At 59.6% G+C, this 26,503-nt stretch carries 27 protein-coding genes; 9 read left to right on the top strand and 18 right to left on the bottom strand.

Annotation, left to right across the window (positions count from 1 at the left end; genetic code table 11):
* Nucleotides 1–34: 34 nt before the first annotated feature.
* Entirely contained in the window at nucleotides 35–484 is a 450-nt protein-coding gene (gene dut / locus HNP33_RS10710) for a dUTP diphosphatase (protein WP_184708208.1), read from the bottom strand.
* Between the two features lie 201 nt (nucleotides 485–685).
* Nucleotides 686–1,177 carry a hypothetical protein gene (locus HNP33_RS10705; protein ID WP_184708206.1) on the bottom strand — a complete coding sequence of 164 codons (492 nt, stop codon included), beginning with the start codon at nucleotides 1,175–1,177 and terminating at the stop codon, nucleotides 686–688.
* Between the two features lie 276 nt (nucleotides 1,178–1,453).
* Here HNP33_RS10705 and trxA point away from each other — a divergent pair, with 276 nt between their 5' ends.
* From trxA to HNP33_RS10680, 5 genes are all read left to right on the top strand, one after another.
* The gene (gene trxA, locus HNP33_RS10700; protein WP_184708204.1) at nucleotides 1,454–1,786 is read left to right on the top strand and encodes a thioredoxin TrxA; all 333 of its coding nucleotides are present in this window, start codon (nucleotides 1,454–1,456) and stop codon (nucleotides 1,784–1,786) included.
* Nucleotides 1,787–2,084: 298 nt separating this feature from the next.
* The gene (gene rho, locus HNP33_RS10695) at nucleotides 2,085–3,347 is read left to right on the top strand and encodes a transcription termination factor Rho (protein WP_184708202.1); all 1,263 of its coding nucleotides are present in this window, start codon (nucleotides 2,085–2,087) and stop codon (nucleotides 3,345–3,347) included.
* Between the two features lie 138 nt (nucleotides 3,348–3,485).
* On the top strand, nucleotides 3,486–3,731 hold the full coding sequence (locus HNP33_RS10690) for a type B 50S ribosomal protein L31 (protein ID WP_184708200.1): 246 nt from the start codon (nucleotides 3,486–3,488) through the stop codon (nucleotides 3,729–3,731).
* Nucleotides 3,732–3,924: 193 nt separating this feature from the next.
* Nucleotides 3,925–5,637: a hypothetical protein gene (locus tag HNP33_RS10685; RefSeq protein WP_184708198.1), complete on the top strand. Its 1,713-nt coding sequence runs from the start codon at nucleotides 3,925–3,927 to the stop codon at nucleotides 5,635–5,637.
* A gap of 8 nt (nucleotides 5,638–5,645) precedes the next feature.
* A complete protein-coding gene (locus HNP33_RS10680) occupies nucleotides 5,646–7,028 on the top strand; it encodes an MATE family efflux transporter (RefSeq protein WP_184708187.1) in 1,383 nt (460 codons plus the stop codon).
* Between the two features lie 25 nt (nucleotides 7,029–7,053).
* On the opposite strand, the gene phoR is transcribed toward HNP33_RS10680, so the two are convergent.
* The 7 genes from phoR to pstS form a co-directional block, all read right to left on the bottom strand.
* The gene (gene phoR / locus HNP33_RS10675) at nucleotides 7,054–8,406 is read right to left on the bottom strand and encodes a phosphate regulon sensor histidine kinase PhoR (protein ID WP_184708185.1); all 1,353 of its coding nucleotides are present in this window, start codon (nucleotides 8,404–8,406) and stop codon (nucleotides 7,054–7,056) included.
* Between the two features lie 66 nt (nucleotides 8,407–8,472).
* A complete protein-coding gene (gene phoB / locus HNP33_RS10670) occupies nucleotides 8,473–9,180 on the bottom strand; it encodes a phosphate regulon transcriptional regulator PhoB (protein WP_184708183.1) in 708 nt (235 codons plus the stop codon).
* 10 nt (nucleotides 9,181–9,190) lie between these two features.
* The gene (phoU, locus tag HNP33_RS10665; protein ID WP_184708181.1) at nucleotides 9,191–9,892 is read right to left on the bottom strand and encodes a phosphate signaling complex protein PhoU; all 702 of its coding nucleotides are present in this window, start codon (nucleotides 9,890–9,892) and stop codon (nucleotides 9,191–9,193) included.
* A 24-nt stretch (nucleotides 9,893–9,916) separates the two neighbouring features.
* Entirely contained in the window at nucleotides 9,917–10,708 is a 792-nt protein-coding gene (pstB, locus tag HNP33_RS10660) for a phosphate ABC transporter ATP-binding protein PstB (RefSeq protein ID WP_184708179.1), read from the bottom strand.
* A 15-nt stretch (nucleotides 10,709–10,723) separates the two neighbouring features.
* Complete coding sequence (gene pstA, locus HNP33_RS10655) at nucleotides 10,724–11,605, bottom strand: phosphate ABC transporter permease PstA (protein WP_184708177.1); 882 nt, start codon at nucleotides 11,603–11,605, stop codon at nucleotides 10,724–10,726.
* Entirely contained in the window at nucleotides 11,602–12,573 is a 972-nt protein-coding gene (gene pstC / locus HNP33_RS10650; protein ID WP_184708175.1) for a phosphate ABC transporter permease subunit PstC, read from the bottom strand. The genes pstA and pstC overlap by 4 nt, the downstream gene beginning before the upstream one ends.
* Nucleotides 12,574–12,687: 114 nt before the next feature.
* The gene (gene pstS / locus HNP33_RS10645) at nucleotides 12,688–13,725 is read right to left on the bottom strand and encodes a phosphate ABC transporter substrate-binding protein PstS (RefSeq protein ID WP_184708173.1); all 1,038 of its coding nucleotides are present in this window, start codon (nucleotides 13,723–13,725) and stop codon (nucleotides 12,688–12,690) included.
* 126 nt (nucleotides 13,726–13,851) lie between these two features.
* Here pstS and HNP33_RS10640 point away from each other — a divergent pair, with 126 nt between their 5' ends.
* Together HNP33_RS10640 and HNP33_RS10635 are read left to right on the top strand one after the other, a co-directional pair.
* On the top strand, nucleotides 13,852–14,085 hold the full coding sequence (locus HNP33_RS10640; protein ID WP_184708171.1) for a hypothetical protein: 234 nt from the start codon (nucleotides 13,852–13,854) through the stop codon (nucleotides 14,083–14,085).
* Nucleotides 14,078–15,586: a Ppx/GppA phosphatase family protein gene (locus HNP33_RS10635; protein ID WP_184708287.1), complete on the top strand. Its 1,509-nt coding sequence runs from the start codon at nucleotides 14,078–14,080 to the stop codon at nucleotides 15,584–15,586. The genes HNP33_RS10640 and HNP33_RS10635 overlap by 8 nt, the downstream gene beginning before the upstream one ends.
* A gap of 114 nt (nucleotides 15,587–15,700) precedes the next feature.
* On the opposite strand, the gene HNP33_RS10630 is transcribed toward HNP33_RS10635, so the two are convergent.
* The 6 genes from HNP33_RS10630 to HNP33_RS10605 all read right to left on the bottom strand — a co-directional run bounded on the left by HNP33_RS10630 (nucleotide 15,701) and on the right by HNP33_RS10605 (nucleotide 23,038).
* Complete coding sequence (locus HNP33_RS10630; protein ID WP_325064926.1) at nucleotides 15,701–16,660, bottom strand: 2-hydroxyacid dehydrogenase; 960 nt, start codon at nucleotides 16,658–16,660, stop codon at nucleotides 15,701–15,703.
* Between the two features lie 133 nt (nucleotides 16,661–16,793).
* Nucleotides 16,794–17,615 carry a GNAT family N-acetyltransferase gene (locus HNP33_RS10625; protein ID WP_184708169.1) on the bottom strand — a complete coding sequence of 274 codons (822 nt, stop codon included), beginning with the start codon at nucleotides 17,613–17,615 and terminating at the stop codon, nucleotides 16,794–16,796.
* A 196-nt stretch (nucleotides 17,616–17,811) separates the two neighbouring features.
* A complete protein-coding gene (gene glmM, locus HNP33_RS10620) occupies nucleotides 17,812–19,146 on the bottom strand; it encodes a phosphoglucosamine mutase (RefSeq protein ID WP_184708167.1) in 1,335 nt (444 codons plus the stop codon).
* 136 nt (nucleotides 19,147–19,282) lie between these two features.
* Nucleotides 19,283–20,134, bottom strand: a complete 852-nt coding sequence (folP, locus tag HNP33_RS10615; protein ID WP_184708165.1) for a dihydropteroate synthase — start codon at nucleotides 20,132–20,134, stop codon at nucleotides 19,283–19,285.
* An 86-nt stretch (nucleotides 20,135–20,220) separates the two neighbouring features.
* Nucleotides 20,221–22,143 carry an ATP-dependent zinc metalloprotease FtsH gene (ftsH, locus tag HNP33_RS10610; RefSeq protein ID WP_184708163.1) on the bottom strand — a complete coding sequence of 641 codons (1,923 nt, stop codon included), beginning with the start codon at nucleotides 22,141–22,143 and terminating at the stop codon, nucleotides 20,221–20,223.
* 238 nt (nucleotides 22,144–22,381) lie between these two features.
* Complete coding sequence (locus HNP33_RS10605) at nucleotides 22,382–23,038, bottom strand: RlmE family RNA methyltransferase (RefSeq protein WP_184708161.1); 657 nt, start codon at nucleotides 23,036–23,038, stop codon at nucleotides 22,382–22,384.
* A 31-nt stretch (nucleotides 23,039–23,069) separates the two neighbouring features.
* Here HNP33_RS10605 and HNP33_RS10600 point away from each other — a divergent pair, with 31 nt between their 5' ends.
* Nucleotides 23,070–23,540, top strand: coding sequence for a YhbY family RNA-binding protein (locus HNP33_RS10600; protein WP_184708159.1), 471 nt, complete (start codon nucleotides 23,070–23,072; stop codon nucleotides 23,538–23,540).
* 28 nt (nucleotides 23,541–23,568) lie between these two features.
* Nucleotides 23,569–24,288: a glycosyltransferase gene (locus HNP33_RS10595; protein WP_184708156.1), complete on the top strand. Its 720-nt coding sequence runs from the start codon at nucleotides 23,569–23,571 to the stop codon at nucleotides 24,286–24,288.
* 227 nt (nucleotides 24,289–24,515) lie between these two features.
* Here the strand turns inward: HNP33_RS10595 and HNP33_RS10590 are convergent, their stop codons facing one another.
* From HNP33_RS10590 to greA, 3 genes are read right to left on the bottom strand one after another with little or no spacing between them, the layout of a single operon-like run.
* Nucleotides 24,516–25,400 carry a Kdo hydroxylase family protein gene (locus HNP33_RS10590; protein WP_184708154.1) on the bottom strand — a complete coding sequence of 295 codons (885 nt, stop codon included), beginning with the start codon at nucleotides 25,398–25,400 and terminating at the stop codon, nucleotides 24,516–24,518.
* A 46-nt stretch (nucleotides 25,401–25,446) separates the two neighbouring features.
* On the bottom strand, nucleotides 25,447–25,887 hold the full coding sequence (locus HNP33_RS10585; RefSeq protein ID WP_184708152.1) for a DUF4149 domain-containing protein: 441 nt from the start codon (nucleotides 25,885–25,887) through the stop codon (nucleotides 25,447–25,449).
* Nucleotides 25,888–25,918: 31 nt separating this feature from the next.
* Nucleotides 25,919–26,395, bottom strand: coding sequence for a transcription elongation factor GreA (greA, locus tag HNP33_RS10580; protein ID WP_184708283.1), 477 nt, complete (start codon nucleotides 26,393–26,395; stop codon nucleotides 25,919–25,921).
* Nucleotides 26,396–26,503: the final 108 nt, after the last annotated feature.

Below are 26,503 nucleotides of genomic sequence, written 5' to 3'. Positions count from 1 at the left end.
AGTATTGCAGCCTCTCTGGCATTTTGAACCTTGCCTACTTGGTTCCTGTCGATCCGTAACCGCCCGTGCCGCGCTCGGAGACTTCACCAAACTCCTGCACCACATTGAATTGCGCCTGCAGCACCGGAACGATCACCATCTGGGCCAAGCGCTCCATAGGCTGCAGTACAAAAGCTGTGTCGCTGCGATTCCAGGCACTCACCATTAGCTGCCCCTGGTAATCGCTGTCGATCAAGCCGACCAGATTGCCCAGAACAATGCCATGTTTGTGCCCCAGACCGGAGCGCGGCAGAATCATGGCCGCATAGCCAGGATCGCGCAGATGAATGGCCAGGCCCGTGGGAACCAATTGCCAGGCATTGGGCGCCAGGGTGAGCGGCTCGTCCAGGCATGCACGCAGATCCAAGCCCGCACTCCCAGGCGTTGCATACTGCGGCAGTTGATCCTGCATGCGCGGATCCAGAATTTTGATATCAACAATCATGGTTTGGTTTTGTTTCTCGGGATGGGCGAGGCTAGCACAGCCCACTCCACCTTAACGCACCGCGGGCCCTCAGGTGCACCCGGCTGGCAGCCGGAAATCAAGGTGAGAGGAAAAAGCTGGTTCGTTTGTAACGACACCGCCGCCACTACAGGCAAAGATGTAACTGTTGCAGTGGATTTGAAAAGAGCTTCGTGCTACTTTTCACTTCTTTGCATTGTCCATTGCCTTTTTGATGACCCCGACCAGCATCACGAGGCCCAATGGCGGAAACGCCACACCGATCAAGGCCATAACCACCCAGCCGATGAGCTTGAACACGCTCGCCTGCTGACCGGCTGGCTGCTTGCCTGTGGCAGTGGATGCAACTGGAGAAAAGATCTCCTCTGCCTTGTCTGCACGCGCAGTGCTACCTTGGCGCTTTCCTTCCAGCTGGCGAATACGCTCCAGCAAAGCATCGGCGGCAGTGGGCGCCGTGGCTTTCTGCCCACGGCCTGAAGAAACCGGTGAAACGGTTTTCGCCTGACCTTGTGACGCTTTGGCAGCAATGCGCGCCGACGCCGAACCCATCTGCGAAGCGGTCTGGTGAACATGGCCTAGCGACTGGCGCGCCAACAACCCCTCCACATAGCGGACAAAATCGCCCCCTGGCGGAGTCTGGTAGATGCTGTCCGTTGCAAAATCGTGTCTGGCCATGGATAGCGCACCTCTCCTGCCTGTTGAGTACCGGGATTACTACAGCTTTGGTCCCGCTGCAGTGGCTCAGTGATTGATAGTTTCAAAGCCCATCATAGTATGCATCGATACGCGGGGCCGCCCCCTCTCTGAGAGCCATTACAGCACCCATGCTGCCGGTACTGGCGCCCCATGGCACCTGCAGCACATGGGCTTGCTTTCTGTCACAATGGCCCAACTTTGAATACGGCGGTCGCTGAACCTCCACGACATTTGAAATTTAACAAGGAACCTGCCATGTCGGACTCCCTGATCAAGCATACCAACGAAGCCAATTTTGAAGCAGACGTACTGCAGCCGAACACCAATGTGCTGGTGGATTTCTGGGCCGAGTGGTGCGGCCCCTGCAAGATGATTGCTCCTGTGCTCGAAGAGGTATCGGTCAGCTACAAGGACAAACTGCAGATCGCCAAGGTGAATGTGGACGAAAACCGCACCATCTCTGCCAAATTCGGTATCCGTGGCATTCCTACGCTGATGTTGTTCAAGAATGGCCAGCTGGCAGCCACGAAGGTGGGCGCTCTCAACAAATCCCAGTTGACAGCGTTCCTGGACGAGCAACTCGCCTAATATTGACCTCCATCATCCAAAAGCAAAGCGCGGCCGACGAGCCGCGCTTTTTTATGGGAATATGCGCAAACTTTGGCCCTCGCCATGGGATAACAGCATTTTTTACCCTAAAGATACATATAGTTGATCATTTAAAGGGGGTGTTTTCCAACACCCTGTTTATAATACGGGTCCAGATCATCGGTCTCCCTTTCTAAGAATAGATCACGCCTGATCTCCGGCTTGGCGGTTTCCCGCTTGTTGCGCCGGCTCTGCATTCCCCCTCCATCTAACAGTTGCTCCGTTCTGGAGTCCATTCATGCACTTAAATGAGCTCAAGGCACTCCATGTGTCTGAAGTCCTCAAGCTGGCAGAAGAGCTTGAGATTGAAAATACCGGCCGCATGCGCAAACAGGAGTTGATGTTTGCGATCATCAAAAAACGGGCCAAGGCCGGTGAACAGGTGTTTGCCGACGGCGTTCTGGAAATCCTGCCCGATGGATTCGGCTTCTTGCGCAGCCTCGATACGAGTTTCACTGCCAGCACCGACGATATCTACATCTCCCCAAGCCAGGTGCGACGCTTCAACCTGCACACGGGCGACATGATTGAAGGCGAAGTACGCACGCCCAAGGACGGCGAGCGCTACTTCGCACTGACCAAACTCGACAAGGTCAATGGCCTGCCCCCCGAGCAGAACAAGCACAAGATGATGTTCGAGAACCTGACGCCCCTGTTCCCCAAGGAACAGATGCGTCTGGAGCGCGACATCAAGGCCGAAGAGAACATCACCGGCCGCTTGATCGACATCATCGCCCCCATTGGCCGTGGCCAGCGCGCACTCATCGTCGCCCCGCCCAAGAGCGGCAAGACGATGATGATGCAAAGCATCGCCCACGCCATTACCGCCAACTACCCAGACGTGCACATGATGGTGCTGCTGGTCGATGAGCGCCCGGAAGAAGTGACCGAGATGCAGCGCTCGGTCAAGGGCGAAATCATCGCCTCCACCTTCGACGAGCCAGCAGCACGCCACGTGCACGTGGCCGAGATGGTGATCGAACGTGCCAAGCGCCTGGTCGAAATGGGCAAGGATGTCGTCATTCTGCTCGACTCCATCACCCGCCTCGCACGCGCCTACAACAACGTCGTGCCTTCGTCGGGCAAGGTGCTCTCGGGCGGTGTGGACTCCAATGCATTGCAGCGTCCCAAGCGCTTCTTTGGCGCAGCGCGCAATGTGGAAGAAGGCGGCTCGCTCACCATCATCGCCACCGCGCTGGTCGATACCGGCAGCCGCATGGACGAAGTGATCTTTGAAGAGTTCAAGGGCACCGGCAATAGCGAACTGCACCTGAACCGTCGCCTGTACGAAAAGCGCGTGTTCCCGGCCATTGAGCTCAACAAGAGCGGCACACGCCGCGAAGAGTTGCTGCTGTCGCCGGAGATCCTGCAAAAGACCCGCATCCTGCGCCAGTTCATGTACAACATGGACGAAATCGAATCCATGGAAATGGTCATCAAGAGCATGAAGGCCACGAAGAACAACACCGAATTCTTCGACATGATGCGTCGGGGTGGCTAAAACCGCACCGATTTGCCATGAGCTCTCCGTTTATGCAATAATGGAGAGCTTTTATTGCGGAAAGTACGCACAGCTTATTGCGGTACAGAGGTTGTATCCGGCTTGGCACGGCTCCCGCACTTGACCAAAGGAAAGATCATGAAAGAAGGCATTCACCCAGATTACCGCGAAGTTTTGTTCGTGGACCTGTCCAACGGCTTCAAGTTTGTGACCCGTTCGTGCGTGAACACCAAGGAAACCGAAACCTTCGAAGGCAAGGAATATCCTCTGTTCAAGCTGGACACATCCTCTGAATCGCACCCCTTCTACACCGGTACCCAAAAGTCGGTGGACAACATGGGCGGCCGCGTGGAGAAGTTCCGCAACCGTTTCGGCAAGAAGTAATTTGCGGTTTGCCTCTGCTGTGGTCTTCAAGGCCACGGTTTTCTGGCAAAGCAAAGGCAGTGCGGATGACGTACTGCCTTTTTTGTTTGCGGGTGTGGTGCAGCATTGAATCTTTGAAGGCAACCACAAACCTCCTAGATTTCGCTCGCGTGCTCTGCTATCTTTGCTTGCTTGCTCCTTTCGGTCTCTTACGGTGAATTTCCCAACCCCAGCGATTGTTCCTCAGGCTGCCGTGCGCCCTCTCCCCCGGGCGCTGCTGCTGTTGCTGTGTCTGGCTTACGTCGTGCCAGGCTTTTTTGGCCGCGCGCCGTGGAAAGCACTGGATATCACCACCTACGGATACTCTCTGGAGCTGGCGCAGGGCAAAACATCGTGGCTGGCGCCCTCCATCCTGGGGCTGAATCCGGACGCCGAGGGGCTGCTGCCCTACTGGCTGGGCGCTTGGGCCATCCAGGCGTTTGGCAACGTGATACCACCGAACATGGCAAGCCGCCTGCCTTTTGCGGCCCTGCTGTGGCTTGCATTGATGGCAACCTGGTATGCCGTCTATTACCTGGCCCGCAGCCCGGGGGCAGGCCCTGTGGCCTTTGCATTCGGTGGCGAAGCGTCTGAGATCGACTATGCGCGCGCCATGGCCGATGGGGGTTTGCTGGCGCTCATTGCATGTCTGGGCCTTGCACAGCCATCCCATGAAGCCAGCAGCTACGTGGTTCAGCTGACTGGCGTGTGTTTTGTCTTTTTCGCCGCAGCCTGCATCCCCAACCGGTTTGTACTGCCCCTTACCGTTGGAGGAATCGGGCTTCTGATTCTGGCGCTCAGCGGCGCCCCCACCTACAGCGTATTGATGGGCCTGGGCGCAGCCCTGATCCTGGCACTCACCCCTGTCAATGCCGCACAGCGCAACAAGAGTCTGCAGGCGTCCATTGCTTTTGCCGTGATGAGCGTGCTGGCCTTGCTGCTGGCGGTATACCTGCACCAATGGCAGTGGCGCATCCTGCCTGTGCAGGAATTCCGCCAGTTCCAGTCTCTGCTGGAGTTGCTGGTCTGGTTTGTATGGCCTGCATGGCCTCTGGCCTTGTGGTCGCTGTGGATCTGGCGCCGCCAGATTGCAGACTGGCGCTTTGTGCATCGCCACCTGTGGCTGCCGATACTGCTGGGAGCCTTGGCTCTCATCAACACCGTCACCACCAATCCGGGAGACCGCGCGCTGCTGCTGGGCCTGCCCGCCTTTGCGGCTCTCGCTGCATTTGCCTTGCCTACCTTCCGCCGCGCCATGGCTGCGCTGATTGACTGGTTCACCCTGCTGTTCTTCAGTGCCGCAGCCATCACCATCTGGGTGATCTGGCTGGCCGTCTACACCGGTGTACCGGCCAAGCCAGCCGCCAATGTGGCTCGTATCGCGCCGGGCTTTGTAGCCAACTTCTCGCTGCCGCTTTTCCTTGTGGCCTTGCTGGCCAGCCTGGCCTGGTGCGCTCTGGTGTTCTGGCGCGCCCGGCGCAACCGCCCAGAGATCTGGCGCAGCCTGGTGCTGCCTGCTGGCGGCACGGTGCTCAGCTGGATACTGCTGATGAGCATCTGGCTGCCAATGCTGGATTATGGCCGCAGCTACACGGCGCAGGTCGAGGCGTTGGCCAAGGTACTACCTGCTCCATCGCAGGCGGGCTGCGTCGCCATCGGAAACCTGGGGCGCGCACAGATCGTTGCACTGCAGGCGCAAGGCGGATGGCAGTTGATTCCAATGCACACAGACACCGCCAATGCATGCCGCTGGCTGGCGCTACCGATAGAAGGCGCCAGATCCGCTCACAGCCACGGCATTGACGAAGACTGGGAACCACGCGCGGTCGTGCCGCGCCCCACGGATAAAAACGCTGAGATTGTTATTTACCAGCGCAAGCAGGATTAGGAGCAGCCATGCTGAGCGCTGTGCGCCGCGTGTTTTCACGCCGCGATTTCGATGTGGTCGCCAAACACGCGGCAACCGTATTCGTAGGGCAAATCGCAGTAATGGGTTTCGGCGTGGTCGATACCATCGTTGCGGGCCGCCATGCAGAAGCTTCATTGGCCGCGCTATCCGTAGGCTCCGCGATTTTTGTGACGGTCTATGTCTCGCTGATGGGGTTGCTGCAGGCGCTGCTGCCTATCTGGTCGGAGATGCATGGCGCCCGCCGCCACGCAGACATCGGGCCATCGCTGCGGCAGTCGCTCTATATCTGCATGGCAGCAAGTGCCGTGGGCATGGCTGTATTGTTCCATCCTGCGCCCATACTGCGATGGACCGAAGTTCCCACCGATTTGCAGCCGCTGGTGGAGAGCTATCTGGCTGTTGTGGGCTGGAGCCTGCCCGCAGCTTTGCTCTTTCGCGTCTTCAGCACTGTAAGCCAGGCACTGGGCAAACCACAATTGGTGACCTGGCTGCAGGCCGTGTCGCTGCTTGTCAAACTGTCGCTGTCGATCTGGTTCACCTTCGGCGGCCTGGGTCTGGCACCCATGGGGGTGGTGGGCTGCGCCTGGGCAACGTTTGCCGTCAACTTCTTCCTCTGCGGCGTGGGCTGGATGCTGCTGCGCACGCAGTCGCTGTACGCGCCGACACAAATCTGGCGCAAGCTGGAGCGGCCCCATGGGCCCACATTGCTTCAGTTCGCGCAGCTTGGCGTTCCTGCCAGCCTGTCGATTCTGGTGGAAATCACCTCGTTCACTCTGATGGCCTTGTATGTGGCACGCATGGGCACGGCAGCCTCAGGCGCCCACCAGATTGCAGCCAACGTGACAGCGTTGATGTACATGGTGCCCCTGTCATTGGCCATTGCCACCAGCGCGCGCGCCAGCTATTGGCGCGGCGCTGGCGACGAGCGACGTGCACGCCATGTCGTGTTTATGGGGCTGCTGTCTGCCATGCTGCTGGCTGCTGTGTTGTCTTGCGTGGTGCTTATTGGCAGATACTGGATTGTGCCGGTGTATACCCACACGCCAGAGGTTACCGCCATTGCAGTGGGACTGCTCGCCTGGGTGAGCCTCTATCACCTGGCAGATGCCACGCAGACCGTCTCCATCTTTGTGCTGCGCAGCTACCGCATCACCTTTGCGCCGCTGCTGGTGTACTGTGGCCTGCTGTGGGGCATGGGCCTGTGGGGCGGATTCCGACTGGCCTACAGCGGGTTGGGCAGCATAAGCGCCCTGCACTCGCCCATTGCGTTCTGGATGTGTGCAGCGGGGGCGCTGGTGTTGGCTGCCGCCTGCTTTGTTGCGCTTCTGCAGCAGGTGACCCGCAAGGCCGTACAACGTAGCCTGGCCTGATCCACATTGCAAGCAACGGCTCACGCTATACCAGCGCCTCCGTATCTGCCTTTCGCATCCGGGATGCCGGAAATACCACCACGAATTCAGACCCCTTGCCCAGGGTACTGCGGATCTGCAGTTGCGCGCCATGCCGCTGCAGGACATGCTTGACAATCGCAAGACCCAGCCCGGTGCCCCCTGTGTCTCGTGAACGGCTGCGATCCAGGCGGTAAAAACGCTCGGTCAGACGCGGAATATGCTCAGGCGCAATGCCCGGGCCTGTGTCCATGACGCTGAAGCGGCCTGTACCATCTTCCTGCAGCACAAACTGTACGGTGATATCCCCACCCGCGGGCGTGTAGCGCACCGCGTTGTTGACCAGGTTGGACAGCGCACTTTGCAACTCGTTGCCCGCACCCGCCACTTCGAGGCCCGCTTCGTCAAGCGACTGCATCTGCGGAAAATTCAGGTGCAGGGGCTTGTCACCGTCCTTGGCAATCATGCGTGCGAGGCCGTGCGCGTCCTCCTCGCAGCGGCGCATCAGGCTGCGCACCCCTACCCATTCTTTCAGGCTGGGCGGAGGATTGCCTTCCAGACGCGAGAGGGTCAGCAAATCCGCCACCAGGCTTTGCATGCGCTGCGCCTGGTTGGACATCAAGGCCAGGTATTGGGTACGCTCCTCGCTGCTGAGCGGCAGGGTCTGCAGGGTTTCGATAAAGCCTGTCAACACCGTCAGTGGCGTGCGGATCTCGTGCGATACATTGGCAACAAAATCGCGCCGCATGGCATCGGCCAGTTCAATCGACGTGACATCGCGCGAGAGCAGCAACTTGCGGTTCCCTTCGTAGGGAAACATTTGCACCGATAGTTTCAGCGGGCTGGTGGCACGCACCACCGGGCTCATCAGGACCACATCTCTGCTGAAATCGTTGGCGGCAAAATAACCTGCAAACTCCGGCGCACGCACCAGGTTGGAGATGAGCTGCATGTGATCGCGCCCGAGATCGAAGCCGAAGTGCTCACAGGCGGTCTGGTTGCACCACTCGATATGGCCTTGCGCATCCAGCAACACCACGCCATTGGGCGATGCCTGCAGCGCAGTCAGCACCTGCTGCAGCTGCGCCACCGCCTGCTGCTCTTGCTTCTCATGCTGGCGCAACAGCCGACGCGCCCGGTCCACGGCCTCGCCCCATACACCATATAGATGTGGAGGGCGCTGCAGGTCACCTTGCTTGAGCCACGAAACCACTTTGTTGCCACGCCACAGGTCCGCAACAAACCAGCACCATGCACCCACCACGGTAGCGACAAGCGCCCCTGGCATCTGCCCCAGCCACCAACCCAGCGATGCGCCGACGATCTGAAACAACAGAAAACTGACAATGCGAAACAGCATGCAGACCTAACTCAAAAAAGAAAAGCTGCGACAAGCGCAGCATACGAGAAATGGCAAGCCCGCGCATCAGGCGCGCTGCAGCGCCTGCGGCTGTGCCGTGATGCGGTAGCCCGCGCCCCGCACCGTCTCCACCATCACGTTCGCAACGCCCAAGGCCTCGCGGAGGCGCTTCACGTGTACATCCACGGTACGTTCCTCGATGAAGACATGGTCACCCCACACCTTGTCGAGCAGCTGTGAGCGGGAATGCACGCGCTCGGCATGCTTCATCAAATAATGGAGCAGCTTGAACTCCGTCGGACCCAGCTTGAGAAGCTCTCCCTGAAAGGTGACGCGGTGGGTCGCCGCATCGAGCACCAGCTCGCCGATCGTCACACTGTCATTGACCTGCTCTGGAATACGACGGCGCAATACCGCACGGATACGCGCCAGCAGCTCCTGCGTGGAAAATGGCTTGGTGATGTAGTCATCCGCACCAGCATCCAGACCGGCGATCTTGTCAGGCTCATCGCCGCGAGCCGTGAGCATGATGATCGGAACACCTTTGACACGGGCATCAGCACGCCATTTGCGCGCCAGCGACAAGCCGCTTTGGCCTGGCAGCATCCAGTCCAGCAAAATCACGTCCGGCAGCACGGCGTCCAGCTCTCGCTGGGCTGCATCGCCGTCCTCTGCCCAGATCGGCAGGCAGCCGTTGTGCCGCAGGTTCACCGCGATCAGCTCGGCAATGGCCGGCTCGTCTTCGACAATGAGTACGCGTGGCAGTTTTTTCATACTTCAAGCTCTACAAAACACTGGATTCGATTTCGTCCATCGTGGTGTGGCGCACATCGATTCCCTTGACCAGGTAGATGATGAGTTCTGCCACGTTCTTGGAGTGATCGCCGATGCGTTCAATGGCCTTGGCCAGGAACAGCAGATCCAGACTCGGAGAGATCTTGCGAGGATCTTCCATCATGTAAGTGATGAGTTTGCGGACAAAGCCATCAAACTCGGCGTCAATCAGATCGTCCTCCTTGAGGATAGAGACTGCAGCCGCCGTGTCGAGGCGGGCAAACGCGTCCAGCGTCTTGCGCAGCAGGCCCGAGGCCAGCTCGGCCGCCACACGCAGATCGGTCGTAGGCAGCGAGCGCGCCGCGCCGCTTTCGATGATGGAGCCCACCATGCGCGCCATCTTGTGGGCCTCGTCGCCCATGCGCTCGAGGTTGGCGGTCGCCTTGGAAAAGGCAATCAGCAGGCGCAGGTCGCGTGCCGTCGGCTGGCGGCGGGCGATGATGGTCGACAGCTCGTAGTCGATGTCTACTTCGAGCTGGTTCACGCGCTTTTCAGCTTCGTCGACGCGTTGCACGGCCTCCATGCTGAACTGCGAGAGCGCGTAGATCGCTTGCTGAATCTGCGACTCCACAAGACCGCCCAGCTCCATCACGCGGGACGAAATATTGTTGAGCTCGCTGTCAAATTGAGACGATAGATGTTTTTCAGTCATGCCACTCTTTCAGGTTCTGGTGGATCAGCCGAAACGGCCTGTGATGTAGTCTTCGGTTTCCTTGCGCTGGGGCTTGAAGAACATTTGCTCGGTGGCGCCAAACTCCATCAGGCTGCCCAGGTACATATATGCGGTGAAGTCGCTGCAGCGGGCGGCCTGCTGCATGTTGTGGGTCACAATGACCACGGTGTACTCGTCCTTGAGCTCTGCGATCAGCTCCTCCACCTTGGCGGTCGAGATCGGATCCAGTGCCGAGCAGGGCTCATCCAGCAGCAGCACTTCAGGCTTGATGGCAATGCCGCGGGCAATACACAGGCGCTGCTGCTGACCGCCCGACAGGCCGGAGCCGCTCTGGCCCAGCTTGTCCTTGACCTCGGACCACAGCGCGGCCTTGCGCAGTGCCCATTCCACGCGCTCTTCCATGTCGCTCTTGCTCAGGTCCTCGAACAGCTTCACCCCGAAGGCGATATTGTCGTAGATCGACATCGGAAAGGGGGTCGGCTTCTGGAACACCATGCCCACCTTGGCACGGATCAGCGCCACATCCTGCTTGCTGGTGAGCAGATTCTCGCCATCCAGCACGATCTGGCCTTCCGCGCGCTGCTCGGGATAGAGCTCATACATGCGGTTGAAGGTACGCAGCAAGGTCGATTTTCCGCAGCCCGATGGGCCGATGAAGGCCGTCACCTTCTTTTCCGGAATTTCCAGGTTGATGTTTTTGAGGGCGTGGAATTTGCCGTAGTAAAAGTTCAGGTCACGCACCGAAATCTTGGAATTCAGTGCACTGGCATTGGCTGCATTGGTTTTCGTCAGCATGATGTTCATCCGTATTTATTTTTGACGCGCAAAGCTGCGCGCCAGAATGTTCAGACCGAGCACGGCGAGCGTGATCAGGAAGACGCCGGCCCAGGCCAGTTGCTGCCAGTTTTCATAGGGGCTCATGGCGAACTTGAAGATGGTCACCGGCAGGCTCGCCATCGGCTTGGACAGATCGGTATTCCAGAACTGGTTGTTCAGCGCGGTAAAGAGGAGCGGAGCGGTCTCGCCAGCAATCCGCGCCACCGCCAGCAGCACACCGGTGATCACACCGGCACGGGCGGCACGCAGGGTCACCATGCTGATCACCTTCCATTTGGGGGTGCCCAAGGCATAGGCAGCTTCGCGCAGGCTGGATGGCACGAGCACCAGCATGTTCTCGGTCGTGCGAATCACCACGGGAATCACGATCAGCGCCAGCGCCATCACACCCGCGTAGCCGGAGAAGCTCCTGAGCTTGATCACGATCACGGTGTAGACAAACAGACCGATCACGATCGACGGCGCAGACAGCAGGATGTCATTGACAAAGCGGGTGACCGAGGCGAGCCAGCCGGTCTTGTTGTATTCGGCCAGATACACGCCAGCCATCACGCCGATGGGCGTGCCCACACAGGTCGCCAGGAACACCATCACCAGCGATCCCCAGATCGCGTTCGCAATCCCGCCCGGCTCGTTGGGTGCAGGCGTCATCTCGGTCAACAGCGCAACGCTCAGGCCGCCAATGCCAAGGCGCAGGGTTTCCCACAGAATCCAGATCAACCAGAACACACCGAAGGCCATGGCCGCCAGCGACAGGCCAATCGCAATCTTGTTGATGCGGTTGCGGCCGCGGTACTTGGCTGCGCGCACGGCTGCGAGATCCGAAGCCTTGATCAAACGTTCTCCGGTGGTCATGCGCGGGCTCCTTCATTCTTTTGCAGGCGGTTGAGCAGCAGCTTGGAGCAGGCCAGCACAATGAACGTGATGAAGAACAGCGCCAGCCCCAAATAGATCAGCGATGCCTGGTGCAGGCCTTCACCGGCCTCCGCAAACTCATTGGCCAGCGCCGAGGTGATGCTATTGGCCGCCTCAAACAGCGACAGAGAATTGAGCTGGTTCATATTGCCGATCACGAAAGTGACAGCCATGGTTTCGCCCAGTGCGCGGCCAAGCCCCAGCATCACGCCGCCGAACACGCCGGTTTTGGTGTAAGGCAGCACGACCTTCCACATCACCTCCCAGGTGGTAGAGCCCAGGCCGTAGGCCGATTCCTTGAGCAGCGCTGGGGTCACCTCGAAAACATCTCGCATCACGGAGGCAATGAACGGAATCACCATGATCGCCAAGATGACGCCTGCGGAAAAAATACCAATACCCACGGGTGGGCCGGATACCAGGCCTTCCAGCACCGGAATGCCCTTGAACAGGGTTTGCAGCGGCTGCTGCACATAGGTAGCCAGCAGCGGGCCGAACACCATCAGACCCCACATGCCATACACGATGGAGGGCACGGCCGCCAGCAGCTCAATGGCCGTACCCAAAGGACGCTTGAGCCAGACGGGCGAGAGCTCCGTCAGAAACAGGGCGATGCCAAAGCTCACAGGCACCGCAATCAGCAAGGCAATGGCCGATGTGGCCAAGGTGCCATAAATCATCACGAGGCCACCGTACTGGTTCTGCACCGGATCCCATTCGCTGCGGAAGAAGAAGCCGATTCCGTACTCACGGATGGCGGGCCAGGCACCCACGACCAGGGAGCCCATGATGGCCAGCAGCAAAGCCAGGGTCAGCACCGCCGCGCCACGCGCCAGCAAGGCAAACAGGCCGTCGGCGACAGAGTTGGAAAGCCAGGGCTTTCGCGAGGGAGGCTGGCTGGATTGCATGTCTGCTTTATCCCCCGCCACCGCGCTGTTTTGTACTGGAAAAGATGTCGACACTTGTAAATTCCATGGAAGGTGGAAAAGGCCGCTACCCGAGCGGCCTGTGATATTTGCGACTTACTTGGCGACTACAGCCTTGCCACTGCTGTCCTTGATGTTGTTCCAGGACTTGTAGATGATGTCCTTCACGCTTGCGGGCATAGGCACGTAATCCAGGCCATCGGCCGTCTGGTCACCCGACTTGTAGGCCCACTCAAAGAACTTCAGCGAAGTGGCAGCCTGCGCTGGCTTGTCCTGGGTCTTGTGCATCAGGATGAAGGTGGCGCTGGTGATCGGCCACGAATCCTTGCCTGGCTGGTTGGTCAGGATCTGGTAGAAGCTCTTGGTCCAGTCCGCTCCAGCGGCTGCTGCCTTGAAGCTGGTGTCATCAGGGCTGACGAAATTGCCTTCTGCATTTTTCAGTTGGGCAAAGGTCATCTTGTTCTGCTTGACGTAGGCGTACTCCACGTATCCGATGGAGTTGGGCAGGCGGCCCACATACGCTGCAACACCTTCGTTGCCCTTGCCGCCGGCACCCGTAGGCCAGTTCACGGCTGCGCCTTCACCGACCTTGTCCTTCCATTCGGTGTTGACCTTGGAGAGGTAGTTGGTAAAGCCGAATGTCGTGCCCGAGCCGTCAGCGCGGCGCACAGGGGCAATGACAGCGTCCGGCAAAGCCACGCCAGGGTTCATTGCGGTGATGGCCGGGTCGTTCCATTTCGTGATCTTGCCCAGGAAGATATCGCCCAGCACCTGGCCCGACAACTTGAGCTGGCCGGGGTTGATGCCCTTGATGTTGACCACGGGCACAATGCCGCCGATCACCGTAGGAAACTGCACCAGACCTTTCTGGTTCAGCTCATCGTCCTTCAGCGGCATGTCGGAAGCACCAAAATCCACCGTCTTGGCATCGATCTGCTTGATGCCAGCGCTGGAGCCCACGGACTGGTAGTTGATCTTGACGCCAGTTGCCTTGTTGTAATCAGCTGCCCACTTGGAATACAGCGGAGCGGGGAAGCTCGCGCCTGCGCCGGTGGCCTCTTCCGCCTGAACCTGGGCAAACGCACCCGCAGCAACCAAACCAGCAACCAGCACTCGAATCGCGGACAGTTTCATGAAAACTCCTGTTGGTAATGAAACGCAATGGAGTGGACTGTAAAAAACCTTTATGACATTGATATGACATATTCCGTCATATTTCCCATGGAAATCAATCGATGCCCCTGAGCAACAGATAGGCAAATGTCATATTTCAGTCATGCAAAAGACTTAATTTCAAAGTTTTGTCAGCATAACGAATGGCTTTGCGGTGAACAACTGCCGCAGTGCTATGCTGCCTGCCCTGGAATGCTTTTGTCGGCCATGCGAGGCCAAGGGATGGGGTGGACTGATGCGGCCAGCCGCATCCGCTTCATTGTATTTTGTGAAGCAGATTCCTTTTTTGCAGACTTGATTGATGACGACACCTATGCTTGATGGAACCCTGCTTGCCGCCGTGGATCTGGGATCCAACAGTTTTCGCCTGGAGGTTGGACGCTACGCCTTCGGCCATATCGAACGCGTGCAGTATTTCAAGGAAATGGTGCGCCAGGGCGCTGGCCTGGACGAGGCAGGCAACCTTTCGGTGGAGTCCATGCAGCGCGGCTGGGATTGCCTGGCCCGCTTTGCCGAGCGGCTGAAGGGTTTTCCGCCCGCCCAGGTGCGTGCCGTAGCCACCCAGACGCTGCGAGAGGCCAAGAACCGCGACATCTTCATCCAGCAGGCCAACCAGATTCTGGGCTACCCGATCAGCGTGATCTCCGGCCCGGAAGAGGCCCGGTTGATTTACCAGGGCGCCGCGCATTCGCTCCCGCCCTCTGACGAACGCAGGCTGGTTGTCGATATTGGGGGACGCTCGACCGAGTTGATCCTGGGCCAGCGCTTTCTGACCGAGCGCGTGGCCTCGTACCCCGTGGGCAGCGTGGCCTGGTCGCTGCGCTATTTTCCGAATGGCGAATTCACCAAGGCCAGCCTGAGAACGGCACACATTGCCGCGCAAGCCGTCATGGAAGAGGCCGCCCTGCACTTTGCCCCCAACAGCTGGGACATGGCCTATGGCACATCGGGCACGGCAAACGCCATTGCAGATGTGCTGGCCGCCTATGGCGGAGAGCCTGACGTGGTGCGCCGCGAGCAGTTGTACTGGCTGTGCGAACAACTGCTGGCCGCAGGCAATGCGGCCAATGTGCGGCTCGACGGTCTCAAGGAAGAGCGACGCGCCGTAATCGGCGGCGGCGTGACCGCGCTGTGTGCCATCTTCGACCTGCTGCAGATCGACGAGTTGCGCATTGCCAGCGGGGCCCTGCGCCAAGGCCTGCTGCGCGACATGGTGCAGCACGAAGAGTATTCCGATATCCGCAACCGTACCATCAACACCTTGATGGAGCGCTACCACGTGGACGGCACGCAAGCGGCGCGCGTTCAGCAGACCGCAGCCATTCTCTTTGAACAGGCCAAACGCTATACCGGCGTGACCGACCCTGCGCAGCTGAAATCGCCCATGCTGGATTGGGCCAGCCAACTGCATGAAATGGGCTGCCTCATCTCGCATAACGACTACCACCACCATGGCGCCTATGTACTGAGCCACAGCGACGTGCCGGGCTTTACACAGACCGAGCTCTCACACCTCGCCGCCCTGGTACTGGCGCAGCGCGGCAAACTGCGCAAGGTGGAGGATTTCTTGCAGAACCCCGAGTTTGCACTGGAACTGCTGTGCCTGCGCCTGGCAACCGTGCTGTGCCATGCCCGCCGCGATCCGGAGCTGGAGCAGTTGAACCTGCGCGACAAGCCAGAGAAGTGGTCGCTCAAGGCACAGGCCGGCTGGTCGGAGCAGTTTCCGCAATCGGCCTACTTGCTGGGCGAGGAAGTGCTTGCCTGGCAGAAGACACCGTATGTGTTCCAGTTCAAGCAGGCGGGCAACATCCAGGCCAAGTGATTGGCATTCACATATAAAAATAGCTGCTAGTTCTCATTCGTTAGACACTAGCAGCTATTTTTTATATAGCAAAAAATTGCCGAAAAAAAATTCCGTCAGGCATGCGTTGATGCATCAACCCAGGTCTACCGGCGCCACAGCGCCTCGGCCGGAAAACACCCCCGTGAGATTGCCGATGAACTGGTCCACGCTGGCCTGCGTCGCCTCCGGCGACCAGCCTGCAACATGCGGGGTGATCAGGATATTAGGCAGGTCGATCAGAGGCTCGGGCCGGTGCGGCTCGCTCTCGTACACATCAATGCCTGCGCCCGCAATACGGCCTTCTTTCAGCGCCGTAGCCAGCGCCTCGGTATCCACCACCGAGCCGCGCGCGATGTTGATCAGATAGCCTTGCGGGCCCAGCGCCTGCAGCACCTGCGCATTGACCAGGTGCCGGGTGCCTGCCCCGCCCGGTGTGGCGCACACCAGTACATCGGCCCAGGCAGCCAGCGCCAGCGCCGAATCAAAGTACGGGTGCTGCACATCGGCCTTGGGCTTGCGATTGTGGTAGCCCACCGGCATGTCGAAACCTGCAGCGCGCCTGGCGATCTTGAGGCCAATGTGGCCGAGGCCGATGATGCCCAGCTTCTTGCCCGATACGCCCGGCGGGTGCGGAATCGTGAAGCGATCGACCCCGGAACGCGCCTGCTGGTCCAGCGAGCGGAAATTGCGCACCGTGGCCAGTATGAGGCCAAAGGTATGGTCGGCCACGCTGGTGTCGTTGGTACCTGCCCCGGTTGCCACGACGGCGCCGCGCGCCTTCAAGGCATCCAGCGCCAGCCCTTCGTAGCCCGCGCCCAGGGTACAGGCCAGGCGCAGGCGCGGCATGCGGGCCACCTCATCAGCTGTCAAACCGATGGAGCCGATGGTGAGCACCGCATCCACCTCGGCGCCCTGCTCTGCGACAGCCTGCGTGCGCTGTGCCGCCGTGGGCGCGTAGATGACCGTCGCATGCTGGCGAATCTGGTCTAGATGCTGCTCGGCCATGGGATTGAAGACCAGCAGCGTGATCGGGGAATGCGAGGACTGGCTCACCACAACTCCTTCATTGATAGCAAAAAAGCCGCTTGCAACATGCACATGCGGCTCTTTTGATTATGAAGGCTTTTTGCCGACAGGGTTGTTCTCTGGCGCAGCGTGGCCAGAAGCACCCCGCGGACTGTTCCAGTCAGCCCAGAAAATGCTTGCGATAACGTGCCGGCAGGCGATCGAGCTGCATCAGCATGGGCAGATCGGCGGTGTTGAAATCCGGATCCCAGGCGGGCGCGCCAATCACCTCGGTGCCCACACGCAGGTAACCCTTGATGAGCGCCGGTGGCTCCACATCAACCTGGTCATCCAGTTGCTCCAGTGGCAGCGGCAGGCGTGGGGTAACTGTGTACTCCGACGATACCTGCTTCTTGGCCCGCAACTGGCGCCAGATGCTGGCCGCTGCATCGCCGCTGACGATGCCGTTGTGCCACATCGGAATGCTGGCGCAGCCCATCATGACATCGAGCCTGTTGCGCTGCATGAAGCTGGCCAATGCGCCCCACAGCGCCATGATGACGCCGCCCTGGCGGAAATCGGCATGTACGCAGCTGCGACCCAGCTCCACCATGCGCGGGCGCAGTGCATCGATGGCGGTCAGGTCGAATTCACCGTCCGAATACGTGCGTCCGGCGCGCAGGGCCTGGGCTGGCGTGAGCAGGCGGTAAGTGCCGATCACCTGTTGCGTGCTGCTGTTGCGCACCAGCAGGTGCTCGCAGTAGTCGTCAAAGCCATCCACATCGTGGCCGGGCATGGTCGTTTGCAACTGCGCCCCCATTTCACCGGCAAATACCTGGTGGCGCAGACGCTGGGCTTCGCGCACTTCGTCCAGATGGCGCGCCCAGGACACCTCGATATCAGCGACTGCCGCTGCGGCAGGCAAGGCGGGCGCATGCTTGGCGGCGGCCGGGCTGGAGACAAGGATGTCGGATGCGCTGGAGAATTCGGGCTTGTTGTGCATGGCAGGGCTCCTCTATAGCCCTGCCGCCCTTTGCTGTACACCAGCCGCTATGCCGCGCCTCGTGCCCACACAGGGCTATCACAGAGCCCCGCCAGTTTCTCGTCTCCACATGACAGCGCAATGTGCATTTCATGACGCTTGCATGACATGGTGGCCATGCAACACCTGCGCAAGCGGGCTGCCTGCATAGCTCAGCTCAGGATTGGCGGGCCACATCGGCCAATTGTTCCGCGCAGCGGCTGGCCTGGGCTGCATCAAAGGCTTCCACCATCACACGCAGCAGCGGCTCGGTGCCGCTTGCGCGGATCAGCACACGCCCCTGGCCGCCAAAACGCTCGGTGATGTCGCGCTGCAGATCGGCCAGCTTCTGGTTTCGGCTCCAGTCCTGGCCTGGTTGCAGGCGCACGTTCAGCAGAACCTGCGGGCACAGATCTACACCCTTGAGCTGCTCGGCAATGCCTTGCTGGCGGCTCACACAGGCTTGCAGCACCTGCAGCGCGCTGATGAGGCCATCGCCCGTGGTGTGCTTGTCCAGCGCCAGCAGATGGCCCGAGCCTTCACCGCCCAGTATCCAGTTGCGCCGTTGTAGCTCTTCGAGCACATAGCGGTCACCCACCTTGGCCCGCACCAGCTCGATGCCTTTCGTGCGCAGGGCCGCTTCCACGGCCAGGTTGGTCATCAGGGTGCCGACGACGCCCACCACCTTTTCGCCCCGGTGCAGGCGATCCATCGCCATCAGGTAGAGCAATTCGTCACCGTTGAAGAGGCGGCCATTGGCGTCCACCAGTTGCAGCCGGTCGGCGTCGCCATCCAGCGCCACACCAACGTCTGCATTGTTGGCGCGCACGGCCCGCACCAGTGCTTCGGGGTGGGTTGCGCCCACGCCTTGGTTGATATTGAGGCCATCGGGGTTGCAGCCGATGGTGATCACATCAGCCCCCAGCTCATGGAAAACCTTGGGTGCAATCTGGTAGGCCGCGCCATGTGCCGCATCCACCACCACCCGCATCCCATGCAGGGACAGCTGGTTGTCGAACGTACTCTTGCAAAACTCGATGTAACGGCCTGGAGCGTCATCAAGGCGGCGCGCCTTGCCCAGCTGTGCGGATTCCACCCACACCGGGCTCTCGGCCAGCGCAGCCTCCACCGATTCCTCCCAGGCATCGGGCAGCTTGGTGCCTTCCGCGCTGAAGAACTTGATACCGTTGTCTTCGAATGGATTGTGGCTCGCGCTGATGACCACGCCCAGGCTGGCACGCAAGGCCCGCGTGAGGTAAGCCACGCCGGGGGTAGGCAACGGCCCGAGCAGCACCACATCAACGCCTGCGGAGTTGAAACCCGATTCCAGCGCACTCTCCAGCATGTAGCCCGAGATGCGCGTGTCCTTGCCGATCAGCACCGTTGGGCGATCCTCGCCACGCCGTAACACACGGCCTACGGCGTGGCCCAGCCGCAGCACGAAATCAGGAGTGATGGGCGATTTACCGACCGTGCCGCGAATTCCATCGGTTCCAAAATACTGGCGTGGCATATTCTTTGTTTCCGTAGCAAGAAAGTAAGTACCTGTCTTGTCAGCTGCAGGTTTTTTTGACTATTTCGGCTCTCTGGTCAAGTGTAACGTTTGTGCCACGTTTCCAGTTGAAAGCGAAGCTCCCGCTTGTCATTCGTTAAACATGCCAGGCCTCGGGCCGCCGCATGGCTGCCAGCACAGCCAGCGCATCGCGGGTTTCGCGTACATCATGTACACGCACCACAGCCGCGCCGTGCTCCACGGCCAGCAGCGCCGCTGCGATGCTGGCGGGCATGCGTTCGCCCACTTCGCGCCCCGTCACCTTGCCCAGCGAACCTTTGCGCGACCAACCCGCCAGCAGCGGATACCCTGTCGCCGCCAGCACAGGCTGCTGCTGCAGCAAGGCAAAGTTCTGCTCCACAGTTTTGCCAAAGCCGGTACCGGCGTCCCACACAATGCGGCTCTTTTGCACACCCTGCGCGCATAGCTCAAGTGTCTGTTGCTGCAAAAATTGCAGCACTTGCGCTGTCACATCTTGTGCGGTGTCCATGTGCTGCAGGTGCATGGTCTGCGGATTGGCATGCATGTGCATCAGGCATACACCGCAACGGGGGTGAGCCGCCACCACGGCACGGGCGCCCGGCTGGCGCAGCGCCCAGATGTCATTGATGATGTCGACTCCGGCATCGAGCGCAGCCTGCATCACTTCGGGCTTGTAGGTGTCGACGGAAATGGGCACCTGCAAGGCCACCGCCGCCTGAACCACCGGCAGCACGCGGCGCAACTCCTCATCCAGCGGCACGGCGGGGCTGCCTGGGCGCGTGGATTCACCACCGATATCCAGAATGTGCGCGCCATCGGCAAGCAGCTTTTCCGCATGTGCCATGGCAGCCGCAACGCCCTGGTGGGAGCCTCCGTCCGAGAAGGAATCGGGCGTGACATTGACGATGCCCATGATCCTGGGCTGGGTCAGGTCAATCGCAAAACGGCTGGTTTGCCAGATTGGCATGGATAGATCCTTCACAAAAGAGAAAAGCGCTCCAGGAGCGCTTTTCGGTGTGTGTCTCGATTCAACAGAGAATCAGGCAGGCCCCATCAGGCGGCATTGGGCGCATGATCAGTCACCACGGAGGTGTTGCCACCGCTGCTGCCACCATCGTTGTTGGAGGGCGGATTGCGCGGTGTCCAGTCCTTGGGCGGGCGAGGCTCCTTGCCGGCCATGATGTCGTCCAATTGCTCGGCATCAATGGTTTCCCAATCCAGCATGGCCTTGGCCATGGCATGCATCTTGTCGCTGTTGTCCTCGATCAGCTTGCGTGCCAGGTGGTACTGCTCGTCGATGATGCGACGCACTTCGGCATCCACCTTCTGCATGGTCTCTTCACTGATGTTGCTCGGCTTGCTCATCGAGCGGCCCAGGAAAGGCTCGCCTTCCTGCTCGGCATACACCATGGGGCCCAGCGCATCGGTCATGCCATAACGCGTCACCATGTCACGGGCAATCTGGGTTGCACGCTCGAAGTCGTTGGAAGCACCAGTGGTCATCTGGTTCATGAACACCTCTTCGGCAATGCGGCCACCGAACAGCATGGCGATCTGGTTCAGCATGAACTCCTTGTCGTAGGAGTAGCGATCCTTCTCGGGCAGGCTCATCGTCACGCCCAGCGCCCGGCCACGCGGAATGATGGTGACCTTGTGTACCGGATCGCACTTGGGCAGCAGCTTGCCGATCAGCGCATGGCCTGCCTCGTGGTAGGCCGTGTTGCGACGCTCTTCCTCGGGCATGACCATGGATTTGCGCTCGGGGCCCATGATGATCTTGTCCTTGGCCTTCTCGAAATCCTGCATTTCGACGGTACGCGCATTGCGACGCGCTGCCATCAGTGCAGCTTCGTTGCACAGGTTGGCCAGATCGGCACCGGACATGCCGGGCGTGCCACGGGCGATCACGGCTGGATTCACATCCTGGCCGACAGGAATCTTGCGCATGTGCACGTTCAGGATCTGTTCGCGGCCACGAATATCGGGCAGCGTGACATACACCTGGCGGTCAAAACGGCCTGGGCGCAGCAAGGCAGCGTCCAGAATGTCGGGACGGTTGGTCGCCGCCACAACGATCACGCCGAGGTTGGTCTCAAAACCGTCCATTTCGACCAGCATCTGGTTCAGGGTCTGCTCGCGCTCGTCATTGCCACCACCCATGCCTGCGCCGCGCTGGCGGCCGACTGCATCGATTTCATCGATGAAGATGATGCATGGTGCATTCTTCTTGGCGTTTTCGAACATGTCGCGCACGCGGGCCGCACCCACGCCAACAAACATTTCCACGAAATCAGAGCCCGAGATGCTGAAGAAAGGCACCTTGGCCTCACCAGCAATCGACTTGGCCAGCAAGGTCTTACCCGTGCCAGGAGGCCCGACCAGCAGCAGACCACGCGGAATGCGACCGCCGAGCTTCTGGAACTTGTTGGGGTCTTTGAGGAAGTCCACAACTTCCTTGACTTCTTCCTTGGCCTCGTCGCAACCAGCCACATCGGCAAATGTGACGGTGTTGTTGTTCTCATCGAGCATGCGCGCCTTGGATTTGCCAAAGCTGAAGGCGCCGCCCTTGCCGCCGCCCTGCATCTGCCGCATGAAGTAGACCCACACCCCGATCAGGAGCAGCATCGGGCCCCAGCTGATCAGCAAGCTCATCAGCAGCGAACCTTCTTCGCGCTCCTTCACATCAAACTTGACATTGTTGTTGATGAGATCGCCAATCAGGCCACGATCCATGAAGGTCGCGGTAGTCTGCAGTTTGCGGTCGTCACCGGTCGTGGCCAGAATCACCGTTCCCGAAGGGCTTTCCTGCAAGGTGGCAGATTTGACGCGGCCATTGCGCACGTCCTGCAGGAATTCGGAATACGGTACCTTGGTCGCGCCAGCGCCTGCACGGTTGTCAAATTGCTTGAACACCGTGAACAGCACCATGGCGATAACCAGCCAAACGGCAATCTTAGAAAACCACTGATTGTTCAAGGGGGCTCCAGTAGTAGGAAATCAGGGCACGGCTTGCGCAAATCCGGTTCAGACAGGCTATTTGCCCGGGGCAAATAGCCTGTGTACATCCTTGTTTGCACAAGCCCTGCAGGAAAGACACAGGAAACTGATGTGTCAGGTATGCGCTATTTTAGGACTTTCAAGGGCCCAGTCCCCTGTTTGCCCCTTGGCCCCGGAGCGGAATCCCGGAAATGAGGCCATGGCTGACAGCGACAGCCTACTTCTTCAGACGCATACCAAGCAAATAGGTTTCCGACGACTTGTCGCGTGAAGCCTTGGGCTTGTACGGTTTGACCACCTGAAAAGTCTGCTTGAACAAGTCCACCAGCTGCGAATAGCCGCTGCCATGGAACAGCTTGACGACCAGCGTCCCCTCGGGCTTCATGTGCTTGATGGTGAAATCGACAGCCAATTCGATCAAATGAGAGATGCGTGCGGCATCCACATTTTCTACCCCGGATAAATTAGGCGCCATATCGGATATCACCACATCCACCTGGCGGTTGCCCAGAATTTCCTCCAACTGCACCAGCACCTCTTCTTCTCGAAAATCGCCCAGGATGAAGTCCACACCCTCGATGGGGTCCATCGGCAGCATGTCGAGGCCAATGATGGCGCCATTGAGCTCGCCCACTGCTGCGCCATCGGGTGAGAGGCGGCGGCGGACGTACTGGCTCCAAGCGCCAGGGGTCGATCCCAGATCGACCACTACGTCACCGGGGCGGATGAGCTTGAAATGCTCGTCAATTTCCTTGAGCTTGTAGACCGCGCGGGCGCGGTAACCGTCTTTTTGCGCCGCGCGCACATAGGGATCATTGACGTGCTGGTTCAGCCACGCCTTGTTGATCTTCTTGCTTTTAGTACTTAATTTCATGTTTACTCCAAGGAACCCCGATAATACGGGCATGCCCCAAATACAACTCACCCCCGCCCAGCGACGCGAACACCGCGCCGAAGCCCACCATCTTGACCCCGTGGTGCTGATTGGCGGCGACGGCCTGACCGAGGCCGTCCAGAAAGAGGTCGATCTGGCCCTCAATGCGCATGGTCTGATCAAGATCCGCGTGTTCTCCGACGACCGTGCTGTCCGCGAAGCCATCTATGCAAAGCTGGCCGACGAGCTGAACGCCGCTCCCATTCAGCACATCGGCAAGCTGCTGGTGCTGTGGCGCCCCAAGGCCGCCAAAGAAAAGCAGCACGACGAAGACCGCAAGCCCGGCCCGCGCGAGGTCAAAGTGCTCAAGTTCAGCAAGAACAGCTGGCAAAAGCCCGAGGTCAAGCAGATTCGCATCCTCGGCAACCAACGCCTGACCTCTGGCGGCCAGATCAAGCGCGCCAAGCCCAAACAGAAGTCCGTCAAAAAACAGCAGGGCTGATAGTGTGACCGATCGCCACATCCTTTGCATGAAATGGGGTACCAAATACGGCCCCGAGTATGTCAACCGACTCTATGCGATGGTCCGTCGCCACCTCCGTGGCGATTTTCGTTTTGTGTGTCTGACGGACGATACCCAAGGCATCCGCAGCGAGGTGGAGTGCTTTCCCATCCCCGACCTGAACATCCATCTGGCCCCCGGCCAGCGCGATGGCGCCTGGAAGAAACTCACCACCTTCGAGCGCGACCTCTACGGTCTTCAGGGCCAGGCCCTGTTTCTGGATCTGGATGTGGTGATTGTCGGCAGCCTGGATGATTTTTTCACCCTGCCAGGCGAGTTCCGCATCATTCACGACTACCCGCGCTTCTGGCGTTTTGGCAAGCGCATTGTCGGCAATTCTTCGGTCTACCGGTTCACCCTGGGAGCGCATGCCGATGTACTGGAACACTTTCGCAGCAATACCGACCAGCTGCGTGTCCAGTACCGCAACGAGCAGGAATACCTTTCCCATTTTCTGCACCAGCAGGGCAAGCTGCAGTACTGGCCCGCACAGTGGTGCCCAAGCTTCAAGTACTACTGTATTCCCGCCTGGCCCAGCAATTACTGGAAGGAGCCGGTGCCCCCCTCCGATGCGCGGATCGTCATCTTCCACGGTGAAGTAAATCCGCCCGACGCGCTGGAAGGCCGCCGCAACAAGCGCTTTCACCATATTCAACCGGCAAAATGGATCGAGAAGGCCTGGGGTTGAACGGCACACCGTATTGACTCTTCAAGAACCATCGCTGATGGCGCCCGTCTTTGAAGGGTTGGAAGTGCAAACGGGATTCAGGCCCCTGGCGAATAGCCGCAACCAGCGCTCGTTCTCGTTAAAGACATAGCCGCGAATACAAAAGGAAAAAAGAAAAAGGCGTTGATCTCCCGATCAACGCCTTTTCAATGTCTGCACGCGTCAATATGCGTCTGCCTGTGCACCTGCTAGCGCTGCGCTGCATCTACCAACGGGTGGCCTTTCATGCGCGTCAGTATCGACAGCGGGCTGGCCGCCGGGTTGTACTCGCTGCCAGGCGGCAGGAACAAGGTCTGCTCCAGCATGTACTGACCGGACATCACGGCATGCACCGCCTGGTCCGAAAAGCACACCCAGGTAGAGCCTGCTGCGAAAGGCACGGTTTCCTGCGGCGCATTCTTCTGGTAATCCGGATCGCCCTTCATGCCATCGTGCAGCTGCAGCATCAGGTGGTCGTATTCACTGCGATAGGATTTGGTGACGTGGAGCAGCTCCAGCGCCTTGGCCTGCCAGGCACTGTAGGGCTTGGCGCGGGGCAAGAATTTCTTTGCCACGTCTTCAAATGGCTCCCCTACTCGCCATACACGCGGCTGGCCATCGGGGTTCACATTGGTGAACACGCGCAGAATGCGCTCGCCGTAATTGGGGCGTGAGGGAAAGGCATCGACATGCATGCGCTTGTCGTCTGCGCGCCAGGACTGGGCACGTGTTTCCACCTGAGATGGGCGATAGCTGGTGGGCGCCATCCGCACCACAGGCATGTATTGCGGGAAAAGCCCGCCAATCAGCGCCGTGGCCTGCTCGCGAAAGCGCGCCACCATGGCTGCAACCGCCGCCTGTGTGGCCGTGTCTCCTGCCACGCCTTTGATGGAGCCATCCACGTTCAGGCTGATATTGCGTGTCTTGGGATCGCGCACATCCGGGCGCAGCAGCGTTTTCTCGTGGTCTGACAGTGCAAAGCGCAGCTGCGGGAAATACAGAACCTTGCCGGCCTCGACGGCCGCCGTCCATTCATCGCAACCGTGAACCTGGTTCCAGTCCGTTGCGTCGATTTTGAGGATTTGAGATTGCATGGCGGCTCCAGTGTACCCTGGTCACCTGCCACTGTTTTGGCGCAGGTCAAGCCTTCTGGTCCATCGAGGCCGCCCCTTGTACACGGCCAGATACGTGCCATAGGACGATGGCAGCACACAGCCATTGCAGTGCATACATGAGCGTGCCCAGGCTGTGCCAGAGCTTGAGATTCTGGCGGGCCACAATTTTGGGCGAAATACCGTACTGCACCACCAGGGCCAGCAGCATGCCTGCCAGAACAAAGCCGATGGCTGTCCGAGCCCACGGATAGAGCGCATTGGCCTGCTTGTCCTTGGCCATCACCAGTAGCAACAAGGTGCAGGCTACCGACACCCAGGTCTGCGCCGCAAACAATTTGGCTGCCATGAAGCCTGCCATCGCGGCCAGTGGCAGATTGGCAAACAGCATGGGCACTGCCATGAAGCCAATGACCGACAGGCTTCCCCACCATAGTGCGGCAGCAAAAATCGGCAGGCGTTCTTTCATGCTGGCAATCATGGGCATCGCCTTTGGGCAATTAGAGGTAGCGCACGCCCACCACTTCGTAGCGGCGCACGCCCCCCGGGGCCTGAACTTCGGCGGTGTCGCCCTCTTCCTTGCCGATCAGCGCGCGAGCAATCGGGCTCGATACATTGATCAGGCCTTGCTTCAGGTCTGCCTCATCTTCGCCCACGATCTGGTAGGTGACGGGGTCACCGCTTTCTTCGTCTTCCAGATCCACGGTGGCGCCAAACACGACCTTGCCGCCAGCATCGAGCTGGCTGGGGTCAATGATCTGCGCAGCCGACAGCTTGGCCTCGACCTCCTGGATCCGGCCTTCGATGAAGCCCTGGCGATCCTTGGCGGCATCGTACTCGGCGTTTTCACTCAGGTCGCCGTGCGAGCGCGCTTCGGCAATCGCTGCAATCACACCCGGGCGCTCTACGGTTTTGAGGCGCTGCAGCTCTTCCTTGAGCTTTTCTGCTCCGCGCTTGGTAATCGGAATAGTGGCCATCTCGGTCTCCACAAACATGTTCAATGCCAGCATTTGCTGGCATGTGGCATTCATACGTCCCGCCCTGCGGCGGATGGTTCAAAAGCAAACCGCCGCGCTGGGAGCGCG

The sequence above is a fragment of the Comamonas odontotermitis genome (assembly GCF_014207855.1).
In the GTDB taxonomy this organism is placed as follows: domain Bacteria; phylum Pseudomonadota; class Gammaproteobacteria; order Burkholderiales; family Burkholderiaceae_C; genus Comamonas; species Comamonas odontotermitis_A.
This window is presented reverse-complemented; position numbering and strand designations above follow the sequence as displayed.